29 protein-coding genes are annotated in these 25793 nt (G+C 46.3%); 13 read left to right on the top strand and 16 right to left on the bottom strand.

What is annotated here, in order from left to right; translation table 11 throughout:
- Window positions 1-22 precede the first annotated feature (22 nt).
- Window positions 23-1588: a copper amine oxidase N-terminal domain-containing protein gene (locus ACBP55_RS02415; protein WP_464649494.1), complete on the bottom strand. Its 1566-nt coding sequence runs from the start codon at window positions 1586-1588 to the stop codon at window positions 23-25.
- 199 nt (window positions 1589-1787) lie between these two features.
- Between ACBP55_RS02415 and ACBP55_RS02420 the strand changes: the two genes are divergently transcribed.
- From ACBP55_RS02420 to ACBP55_RS02430, 3 genes are all read left to right on the top strand, one after another.
- Window positions 1788-2315: a hypothetical protein gene (locus ACBP55_RS02420; RefSeq protein ID WP_464649495.1), complete on the top strand. Its 528-nt coding sequence runs from the start codon at window positions 1788-1790 to the stop codon at window positions 2313-2315.
- Between the two features lie 37 nt (window positions 2316-2352).
- The gene (locus ACBP55_RS02425) at window positions 2353-3798 is read left to right on the top strand and encodes a flotillin family protein (RefSeq protein ID WP_307435720.1); all 1446 of its coding nucleotides are present in this window, start codon (window positions 2353-2355) and stop codon (window positions 3796-3798) included.
- A gap of 317 nt (window positions 3799-4115) precedes the next feature.
- On the top strand, window positions 4116-4643 hold the full coding sequence (locus tag ACBP55_RS02430; RefSeq protein WP_029196195.1) for a YfiT family bacillithiol transferase: 528 nt from the start codon (window positions 4116-4118) through the stop codon (window positions 4641-4643).
- 28 nt (window positions 4644-4671) lie between these two features.
- On the opposite strand, the gene ACBP55_RS02435 is transcribed toward ACBP55_RS02430, so the two are convergent.
- Both ACBP55_RS02435 and ACBP55_RS02440 read right to left on the bottom strand, forming a co-directional pair.
- The gene (locus tag ACBP55_RS02435; RefSeq protein WP_464649497.1) at window positions 4672-5991 is read right to left on the bottom strand and encodes a hypothetical protein; all 1320 of its coding nucleotides are present in this window, start codon (window positions 5989-5991) and stop codon (window positions 4672-4674) included.
- Entirely contained in the window at window positions 5978-6544 is a 567-nt protein-coding gene (locus tag ACBP55_RS02440; protein WP_464649498.1) for an RNA polymerase sigma factor, read from the bottom strand. The genes ACBP55_RS02435 and ACBP55_RS02440 overlap by 14 nt, the downstream gene beginning before the upstream one ends.
- Before the next feature lie 210 nt (window positions 6545-6754).
- On the opposite strand from ACBP55_RS02440, the gene ACBP55_RS02445 reads away from it, so the two are divergent.
- The 5 genes from ACBP55_RS02445 (at window position 6755) to ACBP55_RS02465 (ending at window position 12157) form a co-directional block, all read left to right on the top strand.
- Window positions 6755-8470: a methyl-accepting chemotaxis protein gene (locus ACBP55_RS02445; RefSeq protein ID WP_464649500.1), complete on the top strand. Its 1716-nt coding sequence runs from the start codon at window positions 6755-6757 to the stop codon at window positions 8468-8470.
- Window positions 8471-8613: 143 nt separating this feature from the next.
- On the top strand, window positions 8614-9063 hold the full coding sequence (locus tag ACBP55_RS02450) for a hypothetical protein (RefSeq protein ID WP_464649502.1): 450 nt from the start codon (window positions 8614-8616) through the stop codon (window positions 9061-9063).
- A gap of 222 nt (window positions 9064-9285) precedes the next feature.
- On the top strand, window positions 9286-10515 hold the full coding sequence (locus ACBP55_RS02455; RefSeq protein WP_464649503.1) for an S-layer homology domain-containing protein: 1230 nt from the start codon (window positions 9286-9288) through the stop codon (window positions 10513-10515).
- A 211-nt stretch (window positions 10516-10726) separates the two neighbouring features.
- Window positions 10727-11419, top strand: coding sequence for an L-ribulose-5-phosphate 4-epimerase (gene araD / locus ACBP55_RS02460; RefSeq protein WP_464649505.1), 693 nt, complete (start codon window positions 10727-10729; stop codon window positions 11417-11419).
- 246 nt (window positions 11420-11665) lie between these two features.
- Window positions 11666-12157 (top strand): GAF domain-containing protein, encoded by a 492-nt coding sequence (locus tag ACBP55_RS02465; RefSeq protein WP_464649507.1) that lies wholly within the window; start codon window positions 11666-11668, stop codon window positions 12155-12157.
- Here the strand turns inward: ACBP55_RS02465 and ACBP55_RS02470 are convergent.
- The 5 genes from ACBP55_RS02470 to ACBP55_RS02490 form a co-directional block, all read right to left on the bottom strand.
- Window positions 12150-12599: a PilZ domain-containing protein gene (locus ACBP55_RS02470; protein ID WP_464649509.1), complete on the bottom strand. Its 450-nt coding sequence runs from the start codon at window positions 12597-12599 to the stop codon at window positions 12150-12152. The two genes, ACBP55_RS02465 and ACBP55_RS02470, sit on opposite strands and share 8 nt — an antisense overlap.
- Before the next feature lie 93 nt (window positions 12600-12692).
- Window positions 12693-13757 (bottom strand): polysaccharide deacetylase family protein, encoded by a 1065-nt coding sequence (locus tag ACBP55_RS02475; RefSeq protein ID WP_464649511.1) that lies wholly within the window; start codon window positions 13755-13757, stop codon window positions 12693-12695.
- A 165-nt stretch (window positions 13758-13922) separates the two neighbouring features.
- Window positions 13923-14195: a response regulator transcription factor gene (locus tag ACBP55_RS02480; protein ID WP_268613746.1), complete on the bottom strand. Its 273-nt coding sequence runs from the start codon at window positions 14193-14195 to the stop codon at window positions 13923-13925.
- A gap of 107 nt (window positions 14196-14302) precedes the next feature.
- On the bottom strand, window positions 14303-14944 hold the full coding sequence (locus tag ACBP55_RS02485) for a thiamine diphosphokinase (RefSeq protein WP_464649513.1): 642 nt from the start codon (window positions 14942-14944) through the stop codon (window positions 14303-14305).
- Between the two features lie 91 nt (window positions 14945-15035).
- The gene (locus ACBP55_RS02490) at window positions 15036-15269 is read right to left on the bottom strand and encodes a hypothetical protein (RefSeq protein ID WP_268613744.1); all 234 of its coding nucleotides are present in this window, start codon (window positions 15267-15269) and stop codon (window positions 15036-15038) included.
- A 123-nt stretch (window positions 15270-15392) separates the two neighbouring features.
- Between ACBP55_RS02490 and ACBP55_RS02495 the strand changes: the two genes are divergently transcribed.
- Entirely contained in the window at window positions 15393-16130 is a 738-nt protein-coding gene (locus ACBP55_RS02495; protein ID WP_464649516.1) for a DUF554 domain-containing protein, read from the top strand.
- Here ACBP55_RS02495 and ACBP55_RS02500 read toward each other — a convergent pair.
- Window positions 16127-16828 (bottom strand): response regulator transcription factor, encoded by a 702-nt coding sequence (locus ACBP55_RS02500; protein ID WP_090825283.1) that lies wholly within the window; start codon window positions 16826-16828, stop codon window positions 16127-16129. The genes ACBP55_RS02495 and ACBP55_RS02500 overlap by 4 nt on opposite strands.
- A 322-nt stretch (window positions 16829-17150) precedes the next feature.
- Here ACBP55_RS02500 and ACBP55_RS02505 point away from each other — a divergent pair, with 322 nt between their 5' ends.
- Together ACBP55_RS02505 and ACBP55_RS02510 are read left to right on the top strand one after the other, a co-directional pair.
- Window positions 17151-18062, top strand: coding sequence for a diguanylate cyclase domain-containing protein (locus tag ACBP55_RS02505; RefSeq protein WP_464649518.1), 912 nt, complete (start codon window positions 17151-17153; stop codon window positions 18060-18062).
- Between the two features lie 133 nt (window positions 18063-18195).
- The gene (locus tag ACBP55_RS02510; RefSeq protein ID WP_464649519.1) at window positions 18196-19836 is read left to right on the top strand and encodes a glycosyl hydrolase family 18 protein; all 1641 of its coding nucleotides are present in this window, start codon (window positions 18196-18198) and stop codon (window positions 19834-19836) included.
- 646 nt (window positions 19837-20482) lie between these two features.
- Here ACBP55_RS02510 and ACBP55_RS02515 read toward each other — a convergent pair.
- Genes ACBP55_RS02515 through ACBP55_RS02535 form a run of 5 tightly spaced genes read right to left on the bottom strand, consistent with a single transcriptional unit; the run spans window position 20483 to window position 22385 of the window.
- Window positions 20483-20932, bottom strand: a complete 450-nt coding sequence (locus ACBP55_RS02515) for a spore germination protein GerPE (protein WP_464649521.1) — start codon at window positions 20930-20932, stop codon at window positions 20483-20485.
- Window positions 20933-20935: 3 nt separating this feature from the next.
- Complete coding sequence (locus ACBP55_RS02520; RefSeq protein ID WP_464649523.1) at window positions 20936-21118, bottom strand: spore gernimation protein GerPD; 183 nt, start codon at window positions 21116-21118, stop codon at window positions 20936-20938.
- 3 nt (window positions 21119-21121) lie between these two features.
- Entirely contained in the window at window positions 21122-21850 is a 729-nt protein-coding gene (gene gerPC, locus ACBP55_RS02525; RefSeq protein WP_464649525.1) for a spore germination protein GerPC, read from the bottom strand.
- 60 nt (window positions 21851-21910) lie between these two features.
- The gene (locus ACBP55_RS02530; RefSeq protein WP_464649527.1) at window positions 21911-22120 is read right to left on the bottom strand and encodes a spore germination protein GerPB; all 210 of its coding nucleotides are present in this window, start codon (window positions 22118-22120) and stop codon (window positions 21911-21913) included.
- Window positions 22121-22160: 40 nt separating this feature from the next.
- Window positions 22161-22385: a spore germination protein gene (locus tag ACBP55_RS02535; protein WP_171644391.1), complete on the bottom strand. Its 225-nt coding sequence runs from the start codon at window positions 22383-22385 to the stop codon at window positions 22161-22163.
- Between the two features lie 129 nt (window positions 22386-22514).
- On the opposite strand from ACBP55_RS02535, the gene ACBP55_RS02540 reads away from it, so the two are divergent.
- Complete coding sequence (locus tag ACBP55_RS02540) at window positions 22515-22973, top strand: Hsp20/alpha crystallin family protein (protein ID WP_464649530.1); 459 nt, start codon at window positions 22515-22517, stop codon at window positions 22971-22973.
- A gap of 154 nt (window positions 22974-23127) precedes the next feature.
- Here the strand turns inward: ACBP55_RS02540 and ACBP55_RS02545 are convergent, their stop codons facing one another.
- Both ACBP55_RS02545 and ACBP55_RS02550 read right to left on the bottom strand, forming a co-directional pair.
- The gene (locus tag ACBP55_RS02545) at window positions 23128-24495 is read right to left on the bottom strand and encodes a sensor histidine kinase (RefSeq protein WP_464649532.1); all 1368 of its coding nucleotides are present in this window, start codon (window positions 24493-24495) and stop codon (window positions 23128-23130) included.
- Window positions 24492-25253 (bottom strand): response regulator transcription factor, encoded by a 762-nt coding sequence (locus ACBP55_RS02550; RefSeq protein WP_464649534.1) that lies wholly within the window; start codon window positions 25251-25253, stop codon window positions 24492-24494. The genes ACBP55_RS02545 and ACBP55_RS02550 overlap by 4 nt, the downstream gene beginning before the upstream one ends.
- Window positions 25254-25454: 201 nt before the next feature.
- Here ACBP55_RS02550 and ACBP55_RS02555 point away from each other — a divergent pair, with 201 nt between their 5' ends.
- Window positions 25455-25778 carry a hypothetical protein gene (locus ACBP55_RS02555; RefSeq protein ID WP_464649536.1) on the top strand — a complete coding sequence of 108 codons (324 nt, stop codon included), beginning with the start codon at window positions 25455-25457 and terminating at the stop codon, window positions 25776-25778.
- Window positions 25779-25793 lie beyond the last annotated feature (15 nt).

The raw sequence follows: 25793 nt of genomic DNA on the forward strand, positions 1-25793 counted from the left end.
CTATTTGTGTCAATTCAGCAGGTTAGTCGCGTTTAATCGTAACTACACGTGTATCGTCATTGAAGGAAACTTTGCCGCCGAGCTGCTCCGCGATGAATCGAATTGGCACGAAAGTGGATCCGTTATGGAGCGTAGCCGCACTTTCCAACTCGACAGAAGCGCCATTCACAGTTGCTATCTTACTGTCTAGCTTCAGGATAAGCGTCGCACCTGTTAACAAATCCTTGATCGTTACTTGCTGAAGATCTCCGTTCCAGCCAACCTCAGCGCCAAGCTTTTCAGAAATGAATCTCACAGGCACCATCGTTTTGTTATCTGAATTAATAAAAGGCTGTGGGGTATCAGATTCGGCCCCGGAAGCACCTTCGTTCAGCTTCAGATTGACTTCTTTCTTCGTCACTTTCAAATCTTCCTTGAGCAGCTTGTAAAAGAGAGACTGCTTATCTAGATTATTCAATAAGCTGTAGATAGATGAAGCTTCCATGCCTACATTTAGCGCACCGCCAGAAATGTTGATGGTATTCGCCGTGACCGGCTTATTAATATTCCACGTCTCACTTGCATAAGACAGTTTGAGAGCTGCGATGCCAGAGCTCGTATTCGTAAGAGGAACATTGAGCGCCAGGGTTTGCTTGCGAACTTGCTTATCAGCATCTGTATAAATATCCGCTTGAAGGGCTGATTTGCTGCTAAATAAATCCTGAATCGGCAGAATGCCCTGCTCGCCCGAAGCATCTCCCGCAATCATTTTATCCAAGGATGCAGCTGCTTTCTTCAGGAAATCCTGAACAGGTGGATAGACAAGTCCAACAGCTAATTGTTTATTACTTAAAATTCTTAATGAAAAATCAGTAGAACCTGCCTTAATTTGCTCCTCAATAATAGGTGAGAGGGCATCGTACAATTGGCTGATCAGATCTTTCAATCCAGCTTCATCAACGAGAACATTACTCAGCAGCTTCTTAAGAATGGAAGCAAGTTCCGTGCCGCTGAGCTCGATATGCGCTTTTTGCAGAGAGAGAGACTCGCCATTGACTTTGTCCGTGACCGGTGTGATGGATATGTTCGATGGATTAGGCGTATTAGCTAAAATAAGTCCAATAATCGCAGATTTAATCTCCGCAATTTTGTTGCCGAACTGTTCTTGCACAGCTGTTGGCAACAGCTTCGTAAACGATAAATTTGAACCTCCTAAAACATCGAAAACAATCGGTTTCTTCGCGCCCTCGACACTCAAAATGAACTTGGTGCCCTCGGTTGCAAGTTTGAAAGGAATTGTGCCCTTACTGTATGTAATCGTACCATCTGCCGAAAGGTGCTGAGCATCTTGTGTTTTCACATTGGTGAGATCGATTTTCACGTTTTGCAGAGCCGTTAGTGCTTTCTGCTCCTCAGCGGATAGCTTAGAAGTGTCGCCGGGCACAAACTCTAGCTGCAGGGTGCCTTTGGATTCTGAGGACTTCACTGACCAGTCATTCTTAATGGCACCAGCAAGGTCCAACCCTTGCACAGCCTGGCAGCCTGATAAAGTAAACATCATTAGAACCAGTGCGGCGGAGATCCACCAAGTCAATTTCTTTTTGTACATGTGATAATCTACTCCTTAGGTTTAATAGAAATAGTAAAAGACGTCCCATAATTATACGCGAGAAAAAACCTAAGGATTCGCTGTTAAGAGTAAATTTTTTTCGAACGAAACCTTTTATTACCAAATTCGTCTATATTTATGAGTCGTACTGCGTACAAGGTAAACTTGCTAAAGCAAAGCTCTTAGGAGGTAATTGTCTATGATGACGTTGTTTGCCATATGTTTCTTTGTAGGCCTTGTACTTACGGTACTTGTTACGTTTTTTGGCGGCGATTTCTTTGAGTTTCATGCGGATCACGGGGCTGCTCATGGCCATGGCGGACCGTCTTTTTTTAACCTGTCTTCCATCTTAGCTAGTTTGACGGTGTTTGGCGGCATGGGATATATGCTGAATCAAGTTGGGATGACAAGTAGTTTGCTTATTCTGCTTATCGCAATCGGTGCCGGTCTCTTCGTAGGATGGCTCTTCTTCCTTCTCTACGCCAAAGTTATTTATAAGCATGACAATAGCATGAAAGAGAGCGATTTTGATCTTAGTGGTCAGTTAGGGAAGCTGTCGGTGCCGATTAATGGGAAGGGTACGGGCGAAATGATGTTTGTGATGCATGGCACTATGCGTTCCATCAGTGTTCGTTCTGAGAATGGGGAATCCATGCCGAAAGGGACAAAGGTCGTCGTTTTGCACATGCATAAAGGGATTGCGACGGTAACAAGGTTTAACCAATAATAGCAGCTGCAATTAACTACTGGGAGGTTATGCGTTTATGTTAGGAATTTTGTATACGGTTGTTGCCATTGTTGTTGTCGTTTTTATCTTACTGGCTTCCATTGTGAGAGCGTACAAGAAAGTGCCGCCGAATGAAGCGATGATTGTGTATGGTTTAGGTGGCAAAAGGGTCGTACAAGGCGGAGGGACGTTCGTCATCCCTGGTTTTCAAAGCTTTAAAACGATCTCCATGATGCTCATGAGCTTCGATGTGAAACCGGATCAACCTATGTTTTCTCAGCAGGGCATTCGGCTCAAGATTGAGGCAGTGGCTCAAATTAAGATTCAAAGTGATCCAGTCGCGATTGGTACAGCCTCGGAGCAGTTTCTTGACCACACGCTGTTGGAGCGGGAAATGATGATTTTACATTCGGTAGAAGGACATCTTCGTGGATTGGTTGGGCAGCTGCCGGTTGAATCTATTCTCAAGAATCCGGATGAACTAAACAGCAAGATGAGGGAAACGTGCTCAGAGGATTTGGATAAAATGGGTCTGAGCCTCATCTCCTTCGTGCTCAAACGCGTGGCTGATGATCAAGGATACATTGAGAACCTGGGCGTACCGGAAGTGGAGCGTATCCGCAAAAGTGCCAGTATTGCCAGAGCTGAAGTGGAGCGGGATATCCAAATTCGCCAGGCAGATACGGAGAAGGAATCCGCGATTCGTCGAGCGGAAGCTCATCAGTTAAAGATTGAGGCGGAGAGCGCCGCATCAGCGAAGGAAGCGCAGTACCGCAAAGAGCTCAGCATGAAGGAAGCGGAGTTCAAGCAGGAAACGACGAGCCGTCAGGCGGAAGCGGATTTGGCTTATGAATTGAAGCAGAAGCAGATTCAACAGTCGCTCGTAACGGAACAGGTGAAAATCCGGCAGATGGAAGCGGAGGCGAACAAGACAGTTCGCCAGATCGAAGTCGAGCTGAAGGAGAAGGAGCTTGAAGCATCGGTCATTAAACCGGCTGAAGCGGAGAAGCTAGCGGCTATTATGCGTGCCGAAGTCAATAAGCAGAGGCAAATTCTCGAGGCTGAGGCGGATGCCGAGTCGACGAGAAAACGCGGCGAAGCGACGGCCGAAGCGGAGCTCGCCAAAGGGAAAGCGAATGCGGAAGTCGTCCGCTTGGCGGGGCTTGCGGAAGCTGAAGCGCTGGAGAAGAAAGCGGAGGCTTACAAGCAGTATACACAGGCGGCGGTTACGGTGGAGATTCTTCGGATACTGCCGGAATTAGCTGAGAAAATTGCGGCTCCGCTGAGTAATGTAGATAAAATTACGGTAATTTCACAAGATGGAACAACATCAGGCGTGAATCGGATTACAGGCGATATTGCCAAAATGATCGCGCAAGTGCCGGAAATTACACAGACGCTAACAGGCAAAAGCGTGACAGATCTTGCGCGAGCATTTCTAGGTAAGGATAATGAACTTATTTTGAATAAGGAATCGGAATAACATGAATGCCATGTAAATGAGCAAATCCTCAGCTTCCCGGCTGAGGATTTTTTTGTTGGGTTGTGGTGAGGAAGTTGAGCTAAAGTAGCTGGCGAGTGGGAGAGAAGGGGAGTTTGGCGACTTTAACGATGTTTTACATCGCTAAAGTGAGCGTTGACTAGCTAGCTGTTGAGTTAGCGATGTTTTGTAGTGTTAAAGTAGCAGATGGGTAGTGGAGAGAGGGCAACCGGCGCTATGTAGCGCTTTACTTCATCATCGTGGGCAGTCTAGCAAAACTCCGCTATAATAGAGAAAAAAGATGCTGGAGGTTTGGTCACATGGATGAATTGCGCTACCCTATTGGTTTGTTTGCACACGAAGGTGAAATTTCACGGGAGCAGTTGCAAGAGTGGATGGCTGACATCGAGTCGACGCCAAGCAGGCTGCGTGAGGCGGTTGCCGGGCTGTCTGACGAGCAGCTGGATACGCCTTATCGCCCAGGAGGGTGGACGCTGCGACAAGTCGTGCATCACGTTGCAGACAGCCATATGAACAGCTACACAAGGTTTAAGCTGGCGCTGACGGAAGAAGAGCCGACGATCAGACCTTACTATGAGGAGCGTTGGGCTGAGCTTAGCGATGGCAAGTCAGCTCCGGTGGAGTTATCTCTTACCTTGCTTGATGCATTGCACAGCCGCTGGATGATTGTTCTGCAGGATATGGAGCATGAGCAGTTTGCACGTGCATTCGTACATCCAGAGTCAGGGAAGACGATTCGATTGGATTGGAACGTTGGCAATTATGCATGGCATGGAAATCATCATATTGCCCACATTACGAGCTTGCGAGCTCGCAGAGGCTGGTAAACAACGAAAACCCGTTAAGTCATAGGACTTAGCGGGTTTTTACAACTTTACCGTTATCCAATTCATCACTGGAGCTCAATAGAACCTGATCATTATTTAAATAGCGGCCAACCTTATCGATCCACTCTTGCACGTAGTGATCGGTTGCCCACTGCGCCATGACGAGCTTCTCACCAGGCTGGAGGTCTATGCTAAGCTGTGGAGCGTTCCCCGGCGCTTGCCCGTAAGGGTAGAACTTGAGCTTGCCGTTCTCGAAGATGACGATCATATCATTCATCGGCGATGTCAACGCATCAGTCGCAAGTGGCCACGAGGATTGAATGGTGCTCCACGAGCAGCAAAGATCATCGTGATTGATGACTTTATCAGGCAGCTCGCGCGGGAAGTCGTGTAGAACGTAGCTATCAGGCGTCGCTGGGCTATTTCTCGATGTCTCAGCAATCTTGCCGACCCAGCGGCCTGGCTCACGCTGGACGGTCCAGCTTTGGCCTGTAAGCTCACCAAGCAATTTGGGTGAGCTGCTCGGTACATTTGGAAGGAGGCTGCTGATGCTGCTGCTATATAGATCGGTGAGCGATACATGGTTCTTGTCCACCGGTTTGTTATAGAACTGCACGGTATGCCCTTCTTTCAATTGTGGGAGGGTACGAACCCAGATGCGTTCGGCTTGATAAGGGGCATTACCTCGCCAAGCCTCCTCCGATTCAGCAATGGAAACATATTGATTCCCAGCAAATACCAGAGTCTCCACGCGATTTAACTGTTCGTCAGCTTGATCGGGGAACACTTCTGGTTTCACGGGCTGATCAGCTAAATGCGCGGATAAATAGTGGACCTCGTCTGTTTTCGTTTTATGAACCAAGGAATCGATTTTCCAAAAATTTTGCTTGTAAGGCATGAGAATTCCCGTGCCCTCGGATGTCTTCTGCAGTTGACCGCGAACCGGCGCTATAAGCATTGTTCGGTAGGTACTATATCGAATAGGCCCTAAAGCATGCTGCGCCTCCGTATTGTTAGACTCACGCTCGGTTCTTAGCCCAATAAGCAGCGCGGTGCTTATTGGGGCAGGGGACGAACTAGTGGACGCTGACGCAGTCGTAACAGAGGCATCCATTGCAGGAGCTGCATCACTTTGAGTATGGATTGTACTCCATGGAAAGAGCAGTATCGCAGCAGCTATCGCACCGAGTCCGGCGAAACAGAGTAGAGGCTTAACCTTCGGCTTCGCTCGTTCCTTTCGTTTAATGGCTTCCTCGATGTCGCCCTGAAGCTTGGAAGTAAAGCCAGATTGCTTAAGCGGTCCTGATTCCAATTGCTTATGTAAATCATCCGGATCAGGAGTTTTCAAGCGCTTCACGCTCCTTCAAACTGATCACCTTGAGTCTGGCGTGGTGAAGTCGGGATTTAACGGTTCCCTCCGAGATGTTAAGGATGGCAGCCATTTCTTTCGTTGATAGCTGATAATGGGCATGCAAAATTAAAATTTCTCTATATTTGGGGGACAGAGAGATCACTTTTTTCCATATATCACTAGCATATAATTTTTCCATCGCTTCTGTTTCTGCTGATTGTGATGTGCCTGCAGATTGAATGAAGCCAACAAGTGTAACTTTGCGCCAGAATGCTTTGCGTAAGTAGTCATATGCGGTATTACGTGTAATGGTAAGCAGCCAGGTTTTGACCGAAGTTTCCCCGCGGAATGTAGTAAGATTGCGATATACTTTTAAGAAAGCATCCTGCGTAATGTCATCTGCTAAATCTGAGTTGCGGCAAATGCTGAACGCATAATTCCATACATCGTTTCCGTAAGTTTCCATTATATTGCGAAGAATCACTTTCTGATCCGTTGTTTCAGATACATACTTTAAGTAATCAAATACATGGACACCGGTCGTCTCCATTCTCTCACCTCTCTGAATTAGACGTTACAAGTACAAAAAAGTTCACATTTTTATAAAAAAATTCATGCTTTATAGGATTCGAAAGTGAACTGGCAGATGAGTCTAACTTCTACATGTAATTTTTAAAATAGCTATAGCTCGAAATCTAGAGGAGTTTTGCTCCAAGGGGGAGAATCGAATCAACAATAAAACTCTTAAGGCGGTGGGCTCGTGGTTTCTTTTATACATTCAATACGCTTTAAGTTTCTGATAAGTTTTGTCGCTCTGATCGTGCTGTTTATGATTTCAGCTGGACTATCCTATCAAATGGTTCAATCCACTAAGCTCGGTGTAAATGAACAAACGGCTAGTATGACCAACGAAAAGATTGCCTTATCTTTAAAAAGTATGGTAGGCATTCTATATAGCAACCAAGCGGATTTGATCATAAATAACAATAAAGACATTATTCAGGAATACCAAGAGAACACGAAGACGTTTCTCGAAATGGTAGAAAGTGTAAGCGCATCGGCCAGAACGGATGAAGAGCTCCAGTGGGCCGGGAATATTGTTAAGCAAAGCCAACTGTATATTGCGATGTTCGATAAGGTGGTTGCGGTCTATAACAATCAAAATAAATACACAGATCAACAGCTGAAAGCGGAATATAAGAAAGTAGACGATGCAACCGATGAAGCCAAAAATCAAATTTATGAGTTAACAGATAAGCTTGTGCTTGCATATGACAAGAAGTACGCAGTAGCACAAAACAATTTAGATAATCATATGTCGCAATTGGTGAAGACTTTGATTATTTCTAGCGTAGCTGTTGTAGCGATTGGATTATTTCTAGCTTTTACATTAGAACGGATGATCACGAGGCCTATTACGAGAGCAGTAGGTTTCTTGCGTCGCGTAGCAAATGGCGACCTTACCACGCGCCTGGATGGGAAGATGAGTAAGGACGAAACGGGGCAATTAATCGATGCTTGCAATAATATGGTGGGCCAGCTTCGCTCCCTTCTGCATGAAGCCGCAGTGAATGCGGATGTGGTTCAACAATCGGGGGGTCAGCTGGGGAGCCACGCGCGGCTTACCATTCAAGCAACGAGTGAAATCGCTGATGCGATTGATGTAGTAGCTGCGGGTAATGCGGCACAGGATCAAGGTGCAACCGAAAGCGCAAGAGCCATGGAAGAGATGGCAGTAGGGATTCAACGCATGGCAGAATCCTCGGCTGCAGTAGCGGCAGCCTCCTTAGACGCTAGGGAAGATGCGAAACGAGGTCATGCGACCATTGCAGATTCCATCCAGCAAATGAATCGGATTGAGCAATCCGTGGAAACATCTACGCAAATTATTGATCGTGTAGGAGAAAGATCGCAGGAAATCCATCATATTGTAGATGTCATTACAGGCATTGCTTCACAAACAAATCTACTAGCGCTTAATGCATCGATTGAAGCCGCAAGAGCAGGGGAGCATGGCAGAGGCTTTGCTGTCGTGGCTACGGAGGTAAGGAAATTGGCTGAGCAAGCGATCCAGTCTACTTCGCAAATCAATGATATTATTCAAGGGATACAAGAAGACGCCTTGGCTTCTGTGACTTCTATGCAGGAGGTGAAGGATGAGGTGAAGCACGGTGTTCAGTTGATTACTCAGTCTGGTGACATGTTTGGAGGGATTCTTCAATCCATCGCCAACATCACGGAGCAGGTGCAGGATCTTTCCTCAGCCACGGAAGAAATGTCCGCTGGGTCCCAGGAAGTGTCTGCTTCCATTGCAGAGATGGTTCATCTAGCTAAACAATCGTCGCAGCAATCTCAAACCATTGTGTCACATACGAAGGAGCAATTGTACGCGATGGAAGCCATTGATAAATCGGTCATTAGTCTTAGCGAAACGGCTGAAGCCTTACAAAGCGTTGTTGGACGGTTTAAAGTGTAGGAGCAGCACATGGAGCAACACATGATTAGAAGCTTATAAAGTAGTATCGTTCATGTGGTGTCTTGACAATAGAAGGCCTTAACGCGCAATATGAAGTAAGGACACTGGATGAAAGATCAGGTCCTTCGGAGAGGAAGAACACCATGAATTTCGTTGAGCATATAGTGGATCATTTGCGGTCTGGCCAAATTAATAACTATCCGCAGCCGATTGCTCTGAACTTGGGCTTAGTTTATACAGTTAAACTGGAAGACAGGAAGACGAATTTATTTTGGCTGCCTTTCGAATTTACAGGCCTCGCTTACATTGATACGGGGCAAATCGTGAATGTACATCCTTATTATCGAGGCGTTATTATCGAGGAAATCGAATTCTCGCGCGGAACGGATCTGCATAAGCCGCAAACAGAGGAAGCTTTCATTAAAGCTATATTTCAGAAAAGCTGGGAGATGCATAAACTGCTGCAGCAGGAAAAGTATGCGAGTCTGCAGGGTAATGCGCCAGATTTCCTGACCAAAATGTTGTACATAACAGATTGGCTGCGCTATTATAATTCAGTTATTACCGTGGGTGCTGGGAAAAAGATCGGCTAAATGAGCCGTTATTTGTTGGAAAGTAAGGACTGTGTTTTCTACATGTGTAGAAAGCATGGTCTTTTTGCATACCTATCCCTATGGCTATAGTCCCATGGTGGATAGTTCTTGGCCCTTTGGATCACTAGGCTTTAAGCCTGTTCTCAAAGCATTGTAGAAGGCTTATCCTAAAGACTGGTATAAACGATGCCAAAAACTTATGGAGAAGCGGAGAGTAATAAGATGTTACAGCTGAATAAATGGCTTACAATTGCAACAATTTGTTGCGTAATGACAATAGGTGTCGTACAAGGGAAGAGTGAAGCGGCCGGTATGACGGACATTCGAGGCCATTGGGCGGAGCAGACGATTAATCAAATGGTGCAGCAGGGCTTACTGGATGGCTTTCCTGATGGGACTTTTCGACCAGATGATTCTGTGACTGCGGATCAATTTGTGAAAATCGTATTGCTCGCTTTTACAGATAAATATCCGAATGGCGAACGCAAATGGAAATCGAGCTTTTTGCAAACGCTTAGCGCGAGCAACCAAAGTATTTTACAGCAGGATTATCGGGATTTCACGTTCAAACCGAACACAGTCGGATATTGGGCAAAGCCTTATTTGGATTTGGCCAGTGATCTTCATTTTATAAGCAAAGGTCAATTCACTGATTATAAGGCGATGCTAAAACGCGAAGATGTGGCCGAAATTCTCTACTATTTACTCAAGGAAACCGAGTATTTGGAAGATGAAGTGTACAGTCTCAAAGCAGCTTCACAATTCGGTGATTTTCAAAGTGCGACGGCTAGACAGCAGAAGTTTATCGGTGAGGCCATGACGAAGGGAATCATGGAAGGCTACCCGAACGGTTACTTCGGCGTTGGACGAACGGTTACCCGAGCAGAAGCGCTGCAAATCATTACTCGCTTGCAGACGAAGTCTAAGCGCATCAGTGTGAAAAGCGGAAGTGAAGCGTTCATCAAAGTCGTGCCTACGAAGGATGGCAGCTACAAGAAGCTGGTATTCCCCGATCAGCGAATGCTGCAAGCCTATGATGTGATGGAGGAAGCGGGCAAGCTGCGAGGCTCGAATTATGACCTTGAAGAAACAACGCTGCGCTTATTCCGAGATGCAGAGGCCAAAGGGCTCGCGATGAGCGGTGCGACCGCCGAGGTGCGCAACAGCAATGAAGTGTCCTTATGGTTAGATCCGCAGTTTATGACCTATGGTGTGACGGTGCACCTAGAAAACGGGGCACTAGCCCGTAATACGGAGAGTATCCGGAAGTTTACGGATTTCCTTTTTGGCTATGACGCAGACATCTTCTATCGCCAGTTTACTGATGCTTGTGAACGCGCAGCGGCTAAAGGTGTTCTCGAAACCACAACGAAACAAATCGGCAGCTATTCTGTTGAAACACGGTTAGAAGCGGATGGGAAAACGATCATTTTTTCCATTATTCATTCCTAGAATATAGTTGACGATTGATCCCGATTTAAGACACCTGCAAATAAAGCAGATGGGTGAATGAATCAACGGTCTCAATACATATAATGTGTGTACAAGCTGTACATACAAGTTGATTGAGAAAACTTTATATCGCTGATATCTAGATAACATGTACGTACAAGTGTATAATATGAAATCATATGTACATTTTATCGGAAGGTGTTGATATCAGGTGCTAGATAACTTGAAGAATGCTGTGCTGGAAGCCAATTTGGATTTGCCGAAATATCGGCTTGTCACATTTACGTGGGGCAATGTTAGCGGGATTGATCGGAAGCAAGGGCTTGTTGTGATTAAACCTAGCGGAGTACCTTATGAGGAACTAAGAACGGAAGACCTCGTTGTCGTTGATCTGGAAGGGAATATCGTGGAAGGCAAGCTGAAGCCCTCTTCGGATACACCAACACATCTTGCTCTATACCGTGCTTTCCCTACAATTGGCGGTATCGTACACACACATTCAGCTTGGGCGACAAGCTGGGCACAGGCAGGAAGAGGCATCCCGCCACTTGGTACAACACATGCGGATTATTTTTACGGGGGTGTACCTTGTACGCGTCTAATGACAGAGAATGAGATTAATGGAGCTTACGAGCGGGAAACGGGAAATGTCATTGTCGAGACGTTCAATGAATTGAAACTGAATCCAGCGATGGTCCCCAGCGTGTTGGTGAATTGCCATGCTCCATTCAGCTGGGGCAAGGATCCGCACAATGCGGTTCATAACGCAGTTGTACTGGAAGAGGTCGCGAAGATTGCCTACCGCACCTACAACTTGAACCCCGCGGTAGAGCTAATGGACCAAACGCTGCTGGATCGGCACTTTCTGAGAAAGCACGGAGCGGGCGCTTATTACGGGCAATAGGGATGAACGGCTCCATTGATGCGGAGCAAGGATAAACAAAGGGCAGTTGGCGCACGATGCTGACTGTCCTTTTTTTGTTTTGAAGGCGCGGAAACCGAGCTTAATTCCGGCGGTTGAGTGAGATAGGCTCTGAAATCGAGCCTAAGCAGTGAAATCCGACTCGCCCTTTTTTACATTTGGGTAGGAAGGTTATCTTTTGGTATGATAGACAGGTAGGAATGATTTGGGGAAGAGGGATGACGAGAGATGTTTACGAAGTCGAGTTATGAGGGAACAAGAGAAGATAAATATGCGTTGCTGATTCAGCAAGTTGAAGCTTTGATACATGACGAACCTAATCGCATTGCGAATTTGGCTAACGCCGCTGCGCTGCTTGGACAGTTTTTGAGTGATGTGAATTGGGTTGGTTTTTATTTATTAGATGAGACTAGTGACAAGAAGGAGCTCGTGCTGGGGCCGTTCCAAGGACTTCCGGCTTGTGTACGGATTCCACTAGGCAAAGGAGTTTGCGGTACATCAGCAGAACGCCGGGAAACGGTGCTTGTTCCAGATGTGCATGCATTCCCAGGTCACATTGCCTGCGATGCGGCATCCCAATCCGAGATCGTGGTACCGATCCTTGTAGGAAATGAGCTCGTCGGGGTGCTGGATATTGATAGTCCTCTCAAGAGCCGTTTCGATGACATCGATCAGCAGTACTTGGAACAATTTGTGCAGAAGCTTGCAGCTGCTATGTAATTTCGTAGGTGGTAGAGAAAATATCCGCCATGTCCTCATCGGAACAGAAGCTGCAGCTTGCCTGCATGTTGGCATGTTTTAAACGAGCGCCTAATAAGATCAGATGACTGGTAAACTGCTGCTCCATGATTGGATCTGCGATGCTGAATTCAATCCCGTATTCATAGAGGGATGGCTTCAGCATCGTTTTTCGCGTGAGGACACCCAATACTTTGATCTCTTGATGAAACAGTTGAAAAGTGAATTCCAGCAGCAAATTCATATCGATAGGAAGATTCAACGGGGTGTGAATACGTATTCCGCCTGCGCTAATATCTCGGATCATAATCTTAGAATGTTTGGTGTCAGCTGCCTTGTTTTTGATACCAATGATTTTGAACAGGGCGGATAACGGAATTTGAAGATGGAGTCGGAAGCTGGAGCGCTTATTTGCTTGTGACATACTACTGCCCCTCGTGATTGATAGGTCTATTATACTATATAGATGATTAATTTGAACTACTTTTTCATATAAGGGATTCGAAAATAATGCTGCCTAATCATGTGTGGAAAGCTTGCGAATGAACGATTTCAGGCCTTCTTCTCCGTTAATAAAAAGCCTTTTGAGCAGATAAGGGGACTGCTGGTTTGTTGCAAAGCCTTGTTCAATCGTAAAGGCATAACGAAATCCATGATCCTTTAGAAGCTTCAGCGTTGTTTTGTTATATTCTCCATAAGGGTAGCAATATACATCAGCTTTGGTTCCGAGCTTTTCCTCGATTTGCTTTCTGGCTTCCAAGATTTCGTAGGCTTGTAGATCCGCGGAAAGCTGGGGGAGATGAGGGTGTGTCATCCCATGAGGTTGAATGTCCCAGCCGGCTTCTTGCAGCTTTTTGATCTGTTCCCAGTTCAGGTAACCTTCCTGATCGCTCGTACCTGGCGAAATAAAGAGGGTAGCTGGGAAGGCATATTTGGCGAGAAGAGGCATCGCTTGCTCATAATTATCGATGTATCCGTCGTCAAAAGTTAGCAGCACGGGTTTCTCTGGAGCCGCCTCGACACTTTTTCCTTCGATAAGGCGGATAAATGTAGAGAGCGTGACTGGGGTGTAGCCGTGGTCGTGAAGATACGTCAGCTGCTCTTCCAGCTTGGCTGGGGAAATAACAACTACATTCCCTGGATCAATCGTGACACTGTGGTAGTTGAGGACAGGGATGCTGATTTTGGGCGGCAGAGGTGTTGGTCTTGTTGGAGATTGGACGGCACCCTTTACTTCGGAAGCAGCCGATGGAATGGCAGCGAGAACGGGAGCCGGAACGTAAGTATCCAATGTAACGGTGGAGGCCGCAGGCAATTTGGGTTCCTCTAGGAGCGGAGGAGCTGGTGTTATTTCTAAGCTTGGAGCGGGCTTGTCCAGGGCAAAACTAGAGACCTCGATCGGAGCTTGGGATGGAGATTCAACGATTGGAGCATCGGCCTGATGAAGGATCAATGCCGGAGTTGGTGAGGATCCACGTAGTTGGTATCCCGAGGAGTCTAGGCCGATGAATACGAGTAGGAGTATAGTAAATAGTCCGGCTAGCACCGAATAAAAAAGGATTCTCTTTCTTGGGTAGTTCATAGGCACACCAACCATTTCTAGAGGAATAATCTATTACTCTATTTGTAAGCAAAGGTTGGGAGAAATATACCTAGTTTAGCCATCTAGAGAGAGATTCTCGCATATAAAAAACTGCTATCCAAACTGTCTACAGTTCGAATAGCAGTATTTGGCGCGTGCGGTGCGTTAAACCGCATTGCTGATGATGGCAGCTAGAAGCTTGCGCATCGATCGAGTCCCGACTTTATCCATAATTTTATCAATATGGACTTTAACTGTTTTTTCACTAATGTTGCAGTGATCGGCTATTTCTTTGTTACTGTAGCCATGGAGCGCGATGAGACCTATAATTTCGGCTTCTCGGTTCGTAAGTAAATGTATGGCCGCAAATTGGGTTATGACGGATTGCACACTCTTATGATGAAGGTTCTTTACCGGAATTGCTTGTACATGCTGCATGGTTGAACGACCTCAATATCTTAATTAATTTATGGCGTACAATTCATTGTAGCAGAGTTAATCCCCATAGAATTCATAGGAGATTGTCTAATTTTAAAATTTTTTGCTTAATCTTTACTTTGAATCACAAGTAATAAGCCAGTTTGGAGTTCGATGAGCCCTTCGGATTCCATAAGTACATTACTAATTCCGAGGGACTGTCCAATCTGAAGAGTTGCTTGGTGAAGCGGATACTGGAAACCATGCAGCGTAATACCGGTTACTTCCAAGCTAAGCGGCAGTAAGGATATATGTGTATAACTCCCCCGTAATATGCGAGTGGATTGGTTAATGACAATGATTTGATTGTTGGCATCGACAATGGAACAGGAGACGTCTTGCTCTGTGCCTTTGCGAAGCAGATGTACATTGGCTAGCGAATGATCAAAGCGGGTGCCGAGCGCGCCGAGCAGGACGATATGATCTGGCTGCTGAGCCAATGCCCAGTTAAAGGCCATTTCGGTATCGGTTAAATCCTTGAAAACCGGATCGCAATCGATGAAAGTGAGGCTGGAAGAGCGAATAAGGCTCAACTCTTCGGCAGTGACAGAATCGAAATCACCAAGTGAAATATGCGGCGTATAGCCATGTTGAATCAGATAAAGGGCACCACGGTCAGATCCAACAAGCACGTCATCCTCATGAATGTCGCCAAGGGCCCAATCCCCGAGTGTCCCTCCAGTTACAATGATAATTCGTTTTCCGTTCATGCTTCTTCCCCCAACGCGTGATATATCATCCCCATAGTATATCATACGCAGGCAAAAACCGAGCTGCATACCTCACAGCCCGGTTCTATGATTAGGTTCTCGCGTCCACACGCTTGCGCATAGGGTTAAGCTCAGACTGGTCATGATCAATCACGGCTTCATCGGCGAAGCCTCGCAATTCCCAAGTCGTTCGTCCTAAGATAAGATCAGCGGGAAACTCGTCGCCGCGCTTGAGCGTAACCTCTCGTCCTGCTTCATTGGCATAAATACCATCCGTCTCAACAATGTCGCCAGTCATGGGATCCATTGATTTGTCATTCGACATGCTGTATTCCTCCTTTCCTGTTGCTTATTCATACCATTTCCAACGATGGAGGAAATTATGAGCAGAATCATGTAGAATGAGAAGGTTGTCACAGACTAGAAGGCAGAAAGGGAATGAACCAGCATGGCTTTATGGGGGACGATTGTGAATGCAATCGCCATTATCATTGGGGGATTATTAGGAATGATGCTGCCCCGCATCTCGGAAGGCATAAAAAGCACAGTGATGCAGGGCCTTGGGCTCGCCATTACTGTGCTCGGCATTACTATGGCATTAAAGTCGAATCAAATCGTGCTCGTTATTGTCAGTGTAGTCGTCGGAGGCATCATTGGAGAGCTTCTGCGCATTGAATACAGGCTTGGACAGCTTGGTGACTGGCTGCAAGCTGTACTGCGGAAAGAGTCTACTGCACATCCTACAAGCAGTATCTCGGAAGGTTTCGTCACATGCACATTGGTTTATTGCATTGGAGCTATGGCTATTCTGGGTCCGCTGGATGGCGGCCTGAGGCATAATCATGATATTTTATATACCAAATCATTGTTGGACGGATTCTTATCCATTATCTTCGCATCTACCCTTGGTATAGGTGTGATCTTCTCGGCTGTGTCCGTGTTCGTGATGCAAGGGGTCATCGCTCTGGCAGCGACGTTTATTGCTATGGCATTTAGCCAAGCGTCCTTAGATGCTATGATCGTCCAAATTACAGCCGTGGGCGGCGTTCTGGTTATAGGCGTAGGCCTCAACATTCTCCAGATTAAAAAAATGAATGTAGCCAACATGCTTCCGGCACTTGTCATAGCGGCAGCAGCAGTTCCTTTGCAACATTATATCTCTGTATGGTTTAACCGACTGTTCTAAACTGCCGAACCGTTAAATTTGTATCCGACACCACGAACCGTAATAATGTAGCGAGGCTCCGCTGGGTTGGATTCAATTTTCTTGCGCAGATTGCTAATATGTACAATGAGTGTGCGTGGATCGCCCATGCTATCCAGGCTCCATATAAGTTCAAACAGGTGCTCGATTTTGTATACCCGATTAGGGGTCTTAGCCATTAAGGAAAGCAAATCGAATTCTTTGGCCGATAACGATATGGTCTGTCCATTCACGCGAACGATGTGGCTGACCAGATCGATTTCGAGGCCAGGGAATTTCACCAACTGAGGATCATCCTGATGCTGCTCTCGAATGGAATTTCGACGCAAATGAGCTTTGACTCTAGCAACGAGCTGACTAGGGCTGAAAGGCTTCGTCATATAATCATCGCCACCCATGCTTAATCCGAGAATAATATCAATATCCTCGCTCTTACAGGAGATGAACAGGATCGGCGTATTACTCGTTTTGCGGAGCTGTCGGCAAACTTCTATACCATCAAGTCCTGGCAACAGAATGTCCAGAATAATAAGATCAGGCTTATGTTCCTTAACGATCTCAAATACATCTTGTCCATTATTGGCGCTGATGACTTTATAGCCTTCCCGCGCTAGGTAAAGTTGAATCAATTGGACAATTTCTTGCTCGTCATCGACGACTAAAATAGTTTCTCCTGCCATACTAGAAATCCTCCTCAGCAACGGAACAGCTTGGTAGGGAGAACGGTGTTCCCGCTCTCACATGTTTACTTTCATTATAGAACGATTCTCTTAGACATTTCTATCCTTTTATTGCCAGATAAAGAGATTTGATGCGGTTCTTACTCCAAAGTAGGTACTTTGATCTGCCTGTAGATTCTAGTAAATGTGACAAGAGTAAAAAAAGAGTCATAATTCGACTTCGATTGACGAAAATTTTGGCTGAATTTAATTGAATCTTTATGTTCCCATGCTAAGCTACCTAAGTCTCTATGTAGAAAGAACGAGAGGGGCTGCGAAAGTAATGAGTCAAAAGGCTGATCCGGATATTGGCAAGCATTCATCGTTACTAAAAGATACATTCGTACGCCAATTCATCGAGCAGGCTTGGGATCTGTTTAGCATATTTGATGTTTATGGAAATTTGACCTATGCCTCTAAGAGTTTTAGTGAGGTGATAGGATTTATACCTAGTGACTTTCAGCAAGTGGTGGACTTTATCGATTCCGAATATGGAATGGATGTACATAAAATGTTTATCAAAACCTTGCAAACTTGCAGCAGCAGTAAGCTAGAATTTCGAGCGAGAAATGCTGCTAAGAATATCATCTGGTTCGAGTGTACCGCGATTCCAATTCGTAATGATGAGGGTGATCTAGCCGAGATTTCTTTTGTTCTAACGGATATCACGCTGCGCAAAAATCAAGAGAGTCGTCTTGTAGCCATGGCTTTTCATGATCCTCTGACAGGTTTGCCAAACCGGCGAATGTTTAAGGAGCATCTGCAGCAAATGCTTTTGAAAGCGAATCGGACGAAGAGACCGTTTGGACTTTTGTACTTAGATATAGATGATTTCAAAGTGATTAATGATACGATGGGCCATGATGTAGGAGATGCATTCTTGCAGGATTTCACTCACCGCATCAAAGGATGTCTCCGTGAGGTTGATATGTTCGCCCGCATGGGAGGCGACGAGTTCACCATTTTATTGCCCGCGGTGGATTGCAAGGAACACGTGGAAAGCGTGGCCAAGCGTATCGTTCATTGTTTTGAACAGCCATGGGAAATACAGGGTCAACAGTTTCGTGCAACAGTAAGTATGGGGATTACGATGTACCGCTCGAATGAGACCGATGCGACTAGCATGATGAAGGAAGTAGATATTGCACTATACAAAGTGAAGGGCAAAGGCCGTAATCATTACCAGTTTTATTAGAAAACGTTACTCGGAGCAGAATGCTCTCAAGTAACGTTTTTTTCGTTATCCCCAATATTTACTCCTAGCACATTCCTATTGTTTCTTGCAAAATAGAGAGAAGCAGCTAGATACTAGAAATGGGAGGTGGCCGATGAATAAAGCCAAAAATCGATGGAGCAAATGCTTGATTATACTAGCCGCCGCGGGGCTTTTGACAATGGCAACAAGCTCAGAACCTAGTGTTAAAGCTGAAGCTAGCTCGTCTCAAGGGAAATTCACGATGTCCTATCTCTTCTTTGGGAGTCCAAATTCCTATACCTCGCAAGTGGATAAAAGCGGTCAGGCCCTCGATGTTGTCTCGCCTAGTTATTTTAATATCCAGGCAGATGGTAGTTTGCAGCTATCCGATTCTCTTCAACCTTCCTTCATAACCGACATGCATGCGAGAGGGAAGAGGGTTGTCCCTTTTCTTAGTAACGATTTCGATAGGACGCTAGGTGAGAAAGCGATTGATAATCGAGAAGCGCTTGTGAATCAAATTGTAAAGGCTATCGAGGATAATAAGTTGGACGGTATCAATTTGGATATTGAGAATGTAGATGCAGCCTACCGGGATAAATATACGGATATGGTCAAAATGCTGCGCGATAAACTCCCGAGCCGGATGGAAGTATCCGTGGCTGTTGCAGCGAACCCTACAGGGACAACGAAGAGCTGGATTGCTTTGTATGATTACAAGGCATTAGCCGCGGTAAGTGATTACTTAATGGTCATGGCTTATGATGAAAGCTATCCTGGAGATCCAACTCCGGGACCTGTGGCAAGCCTGCCTTTTGTCGAGAAATCGATTCAATACGCAGTAACGCAGGCACCAGCTGATAAAATAGTTCTTGGTGTTCCGTTCTACGGGCGGTACTGGAATCAAGATGCTGCCGCAAACGGCTCAGGTGTATCCGATCAGACACTAATGAACCTGATTGACATGTATAAAGGAACAGTGCGTTATGATGCTGTTAGCCAATCACCAGTAGCAACTTTTACGATAAGCCCCACTGATGCTGCGTCTAGTGTGTATGGGAATAAGCTCGGCCCCGGCGACTACACCGTGTGGTTTGAGAACGAACAGTCGCTCAAAGAAAAGCTGAAACTGGTAGACAAGTACAACTTGAAGGGGACTGGAAGCTGGAGCCTGAATCAGGAATCGTCTGATACATGGGACTATTACAGTCTGTGGTCGGATGGGTTTTACTTCGCCGACATGCAGAAGCATTGGGCGCAAGCTGACGTGCTGGCCGCTGCGAACCAAGGCTGGATGCTCGGCATAGCCGCTGACCGGTTCGCGCCGGACGCGGCGCTCACGCGAGCCGAAGCCGCGACGATTATCGTGCGCGTGCTGGGCTTGAAAGCCGAGGCGGGAGCGATGGGCGCCTCGTTCAGTGATGTTCCTGCCACCCACTGGGCGTGGCAGGATATCCAGACCGCGAAGATGAGCGGGCTGATCCAAGGGATCAGCAGCGATCGCTTCGCGCCGGATCAGATCATGACGCGGGAGCAGATGAGTGTGCTGCTGTCCCGCGCTTTGAAGTTGACTTCGCAGGCCAGCGGCGGAGCTGCTGCGAAGTCCTTCACCGACGTGCCGGCAGGAAACTGGTCGGCGGAGGCCATCGCTGCTATGAGCAGCAATGGCCTTGTCAACGGCTACGCGGACGGCACGTTCCATCCAAGCGCGTCGCTGACGCGCGGGGAGATGGCGGCGCTGCTCAGCCGCGCCCAGCCGCTGCTCACGAAGTGAGCCGGCTCTAGCAGAGAACCGCACCCTACTCAGGCTTGCCGAGTGGGGTGCGGTTCTTTGTTATGCTTAGCCGCAGCTGCTAGCGCTTAGGCTACTGCCTTGCTTCGTCGCTAATACCCGGCAGCCGCCGTACTAACCTGCATTGGGCTAGATGATAATTTGATGTAGTGACGTTCAGCAGCTTTGATTATGGGCTAGTGTGGTTACCAATGTTGTAATTTCTGCAACAATTATCACGCCTACCGGCTATTTTGCAGCTTGAAGTTGCAGTTCGGAGACCGTCGATTCATTCGACACATCTTACTCCACATAGATTTGTCTTAAACCGGGATCAATCGTCATATATGCAGAGTTTAGGTTGCTAGATGATTGAATTCATATTAGCTGTTGAATGATGTTGTAGAAAGTGCAACAATTTATGCCTGAATTTCGCCTCTCTCCCTAAATTGTTGCATAATGTGCAACAATTTAGCCCAATATAGACCATTTCGCATCAAATGAGCTCAAAATGTTGTACGAAATGCAACTTCAAGTTGCAAAGTAGTCTTTTGGCGTGTGAATTGTTGTAAAAAATACAACATTGGTAATCACGATAGCCCTTCAATCATTCATTCAATCATTCAATCCTTCATTCATCAACGTTCTCTTATTTCTTAGAGGGTGCTTCGAAGAAACCAATCCCTTCATCCTTGCCAAGTTTGACAAAGGTTGTCTGTTCTTTGGGGCCGGGTTTATCTGTGACGAATTGGCGGATATTTTTGACACGGGCTTCGGTACTGGTGATCCGATTACTGCCGATCTGCAAGATAGAGGAAGAGGAAACGCCAAGAATTCGTATGCTCTGTACACGAATAAATGAACCTAAGTTATCCACACACATTGTGAAGGGTTCCGGGGGCTGGGGGATGGGAAAGGGTCTTCGATAAAAGGGATAAGCTTTGAAGCTCCCCTCATTTCCATAATAGAAGGGAACTTCGCGTTGGACAGCGAAGACGGTTGTTTCTAGCGCTGTGTTGATGTTATCGCCAGTATGCATGATACTGCCCGAGCTAATGTCATCAATAAAAACATTGCCGACGATGGATAAGCGAACCATAGGTCATCCCTCCGATGGAAGAGGTACGAAAGGAGAAATGATGACCGATTCAGGTGGCGTGTCGAACATGGAGGACAATGAAACAACTTCTGTATCGCCAATGAGAAAGATAGATGAACTGGCAACCCCGATGATTCGCACATCACCTACGAAAAGCTGCTTGTTTTCCACATGTAAGTTCAACATAGTTTAGCTTTCCTTCCTTGGTAAACTGGATATGTAACTCTCAATTGCACGGAGTATGTCTTGTTTTGTTTTCTCGATGATGCTTGTTGTCACGGCCTCTATCGGTTCTTTGAAGCCAACGCCGCGGTACTGATTGACATATAGCTGAATGCGGGTGTCTAGCTGTTTGCGGATATCATCGATAATGAGGGCTTTGTAATCCTCGTCCAATGGGAATTGATATTTGTTTTCGAGATGGTTCATATCAGCATGAATACCATATTGCAAGTATTGTGCTATCCCAGTGGAAACTTCCTGCTGAATGCCAAAACCAGAGGCACTCCCTTTCCCCTGATCTTGCTCTTGTGCTCTTACACCAATTCCTTCAAATGTACTTATCCCTCCTTGACCTTGGCTTTGTCCTTGCCCCTGTCCTTGCCCCTGAAAAAAAGAACTCGTATCTGTTCCAGCATTTTTGCCCACAGAGGCACCATTCACTGTGAGGTCATCGATATTGTCAAGTAAGCTGGGGCTGATACCGATTGTTAAGGTCCCGTCTAGCTTTTCGACTTTGAGTTGATCGAATTTATATTCAATTCTATCGATATGGATGCCCTTCTGATTTTTCAAGGCGTTAAGGTCCGTTTGCAGTTTGGTTACGGTTTGTTCAAGCGTATCGATTCGCTGTTTCTGCCTTTCAATATAGGCGGAGACCTGCTGGGCCCATTGCTGCCAAGTTATACAGTTATTCATCTAGGATAGGCACCTCCTTCCTGTTTCAATCAGTTTGTAACGCCCGAGTTGGGGTATATATCAAGTTGGCGCTGGTAAAGGAACCAGAGAGATTGGGTTCGTTGGGCTTGCTCCAAGCGCTGGAGCGGATTCAACAAAGCCGCCTGTATTGTACAGATTGGACAATGATCGGACTGATCCGGCAGTGCCAATTTGCAGAACAGAGGAGTTAGCCACGGAATCCACTCTCAAATGCTGAATCATAATGGTCTGATGGATGGTCCAGTTCATTTTGGATGAACACCTCGCTCAGGTTATAAATGAATTTATTTTAAATGATGATTCCGCTGGCATTATTTTCGATGAGGTCAGAATCGTTGGTTACGGTCGTGCTGTAGGCATTATAGATGCGAGGGAAATCCCCGGTATTAAATGAGCCTGCTCCGGCAAAAGTTTTGGAGGAGCTAGTAGGTGCGATGATAAAGGAATCGCCGAAGTGGACGACGGAGCTCGGCCCTACGCTGATGATTTTGACATTCCCTACGATAGATGGCATAGTCGACCCCCTTGCGCTTATCACAACTATAGTATATGAGGGTATTCGCCTAGAGGTGCCCTTGTTTTTACTTCGGGTGTCACATCAGGGAGTAGACACATATACTGTAGTGAAAATGAGGTGATGAGCTTGAGCGGGTTTAATCGCCATCCTTGGCTAAAGTGGGAGCAAGTTGAGAAGTTCCTTGGGCAAAAGCTGCCTTTCGCTGAAAAAGGGCAGACCTTTCTAGATAATATGACGTGGGCTGAGGGATATGTACAGGACATGCTGAAAAAAGCAATGCCAGATCTGGATGCCAGTATTTCTTCCCAAAGTTATGCGGGCTCTGAAATCTTTGAGACGCATGAACATGTCATTATTAAAGTGGAGATTGCCAAAGATGAAGATCCAAAAGCGATGCAGGTGTTTGTGAAATCCAATCAGATTAAGCTGACCGGTTTTCTCAGTGGCAAGAACCGAATTATTAAGCTTCCGACTCTTGTTCAGCCAAGGACGGCTAGAGTGAGCTACAAACAGCGTATTCTGCAGATCAAGGTGCGCAAGCGAGGCTTGAAGGAGGACTATGTTGAGGCGTACATCCGTTACTAGCGAGTCAGTAGTGCTGAAAAACGGGTCAGCATACTCCTAGGTGAAAAACAAAAACCCTCAAGCCATATGGCTGAGGGTTATCCTAATTTTGACTATAGAACGCGGCGAGCACGAGAAGTTGCAGTGATTGATGCATCGATGGATTATAATGTTTTTATTCACACGTTTTTGGCAGTGTAATCAATGCGGAAGTTCCTTGACCTAAGCAGCTTTTGAGCTGAATGGTCCCCCCATGCTTCTGAACGATATGCTCCGCAATAGCTAGTCCCAGACCCACACCGCCTTGCTTGCGATTCCTTGCTTTATCCGTCCGATAGAAGCGGTCAAAAAGATGCGGTAAGTCGCTTTCCGCAATGCCAATGCCTTGATCAATGACTTCGATGGTGACCCAGGTGTTCTCAGTGACGCCGATTTTTAACACGACCAGCAGCTGGCTGTATTTCAGTGCGTTATCTAACAAAATAATGAGAAGCTGCCTGATCTTAGAAGGGTCTCCGTTCATATGAAGCTCTTTGAGGTCTTGGTCAATCTGCACCTCGATCTCTCTGCTAGACATAACTCTAAGTGAAGCTGCGGTTTGCTGGGCGATCGGAAGGAGGTCGAAGGTGATCTTCTGTTCACAGTCTTCTTTCTCCTTATCTGTAAGGGAAAGCAGGTTTTGCGTGAGAATCTTCAGCTGGGTAGATTCAGAGATGATGGCTTCGAGCGCTTCTTCACGCAGCTTATCGTCACGGAAAGCCCATCTTCGCAGTAAGCTAGCGTAGCTCTCAATGATCGTGAGCGGCGTGCGCAGCTCGTGTGAGGCATCCGCAAGGAATTGCTCCTGCTTTTGAAACATTTCTTGCAGCCTATCAATCATTCTATTAAAAGTTGCACTAAGCATGGTTAATTCATCATTCGTGAGCTTGTCGGGCAAGGGGATGTGTCTAAATGAACCGCTTTTTTCAATATTTTGCATCGTGGTAACTAATTGTTGAAGCGGACGAAAGAGCACATTCGTGTAAAAATAACCCCCAAGGAGAGATAGGATCAGCGCACCAATGGAAGTTAATAAAAGAATAGAGATGAGCATACGGGAGTACTCGCCCAACCTTCTCATGCTGCGACCAATTTCTAAAATGGCAACCTGATGCCCTTCTTTGAACACAGGCATTTTCACGAATATAAAAATTCCGTCGGGCGCTGTTTTTATGATGACCGTTTCTTTGTCTACATAACTTGGAGAAAATTGGAGCAGATTAGGGTCGGAATAAATTTGGTGAACAACCTTTGAATCTGGAGCAATATACCGCACCATTTCTTGCGGAATGAGGAGCTCTTCCATCTGCGAGTTATTCAACCAATACTCAGGATGACTAGGTAAATCCTTCAGAATCAAGGTACGGGCTTTATCCTTCAGCAGCTCCAACTCGCCCTTGGTCGTGACCCGAATGAACATATAGTAGACAAAAGTGAAGCTGAAAAAAAGAATCAACATTAATCCTGCAGAAACCCATAATGTGATTTTAAGCTTAAGGCTCATGAGGGTGTCTGCCCGTCTTTGGGGTTAGATTCACCGGCTGAATCGTTCGCTTCTTTGCTTGAGGAGGTTTCAACCTTCAGCAAGTAGCCAATACCGCGTATCGTCTGAATGAGCTTAGAAGAGAAGGGCTTATCCACCTTTTGCCGCAAATATCGGATATACACGTCGACCACGTTCGTATCTCCAACGAAATCATATCCCCAAACCTCTGAAATGATCTGCTCCCGCGACATCACTTCGTCCTGGTGCTGAATCAGGAAGCGCAGTAAATCAAACTCCGTAGGCGTTAATTCGATCGGTGTGCCTTCTCGGGTAACGGCTCTACTCTTTAAATCCATGGTTAGATCATCTACTTTAAGCAAATGTGGCTGCTCAGCTGACTGGTCCTGCAGGCTTCTTTGGCGAAGGAGACTGCGAATGCGGGCGAGCAGCTCGATCGTGGCAAAAGGCTTCGTCACATAATCGTTAGCGCCTTGGTCAAGTCCACTGACTCGGTCCGGGACGGCATCGCGTGCCGTCAGCAGGATAATGGGAACGGTAGCATTTGACTGACGTATGCGGCGCAGCACCTCTAGACCGCTGAGCTCCGGCAGCATGACGTCAAGCAGGATCAGCTCCCATTCTGACTCATTTAAGGCTGCATTCAGTCCAGAGCGCCCATCTGCTCTTGTATGTACCTCGTAGCCTTCATGCTCTAGCTCCAGCTGGAGCACCCTGGCGATGCGTTCTTCGTCCTCAATTAGCAATATGCGGCTCATGGCGGATAGATTTCACTCCTAACGGCTCACTGATGGTCAGCGGTGTCGATTCGTTCTTTATTTTCTCTATTCGGTACATTTACATACATAGGTGAAAAGCGCAGTCTTTGGGGAATGTCTCTTTAGCGTTCATTAGCCTAGTCCGCGTTCATCCTTTGTGACATAAAATAACCATAGAAGACTGACGAAGGAGTAGGACAGATGAGTATATCTCCGAAAAAGAAGGTGCGCATCAAATCCAACCAGAAAGTAGCGATTTTATTGCAAGACCACGATGCTACCACAAGAGTCTTTGTGGAGATTCAAGGGGAGCTCAATTCGCGGGAGGTTATGGTTGAGGCGCTAAAACGTTTAGAAGATGGATTGATCTACGCAGACGAGGGTTGTACAGAGTTAATCGAGAGTGAGTATATTGAAGTGTTCCGTAAAAAAAATCCGTATCGCCGAGAAGAAGAGGATTTCATCTTCCTCATTGACCGTGCGTATGCAGAAGACTACGTCGTATCCGCCAAAATCGTCAAATGATGATAAGGTGAGGGC

Source organism: Paenibacillus sp. WG02 (assembly GCF_055396115.1).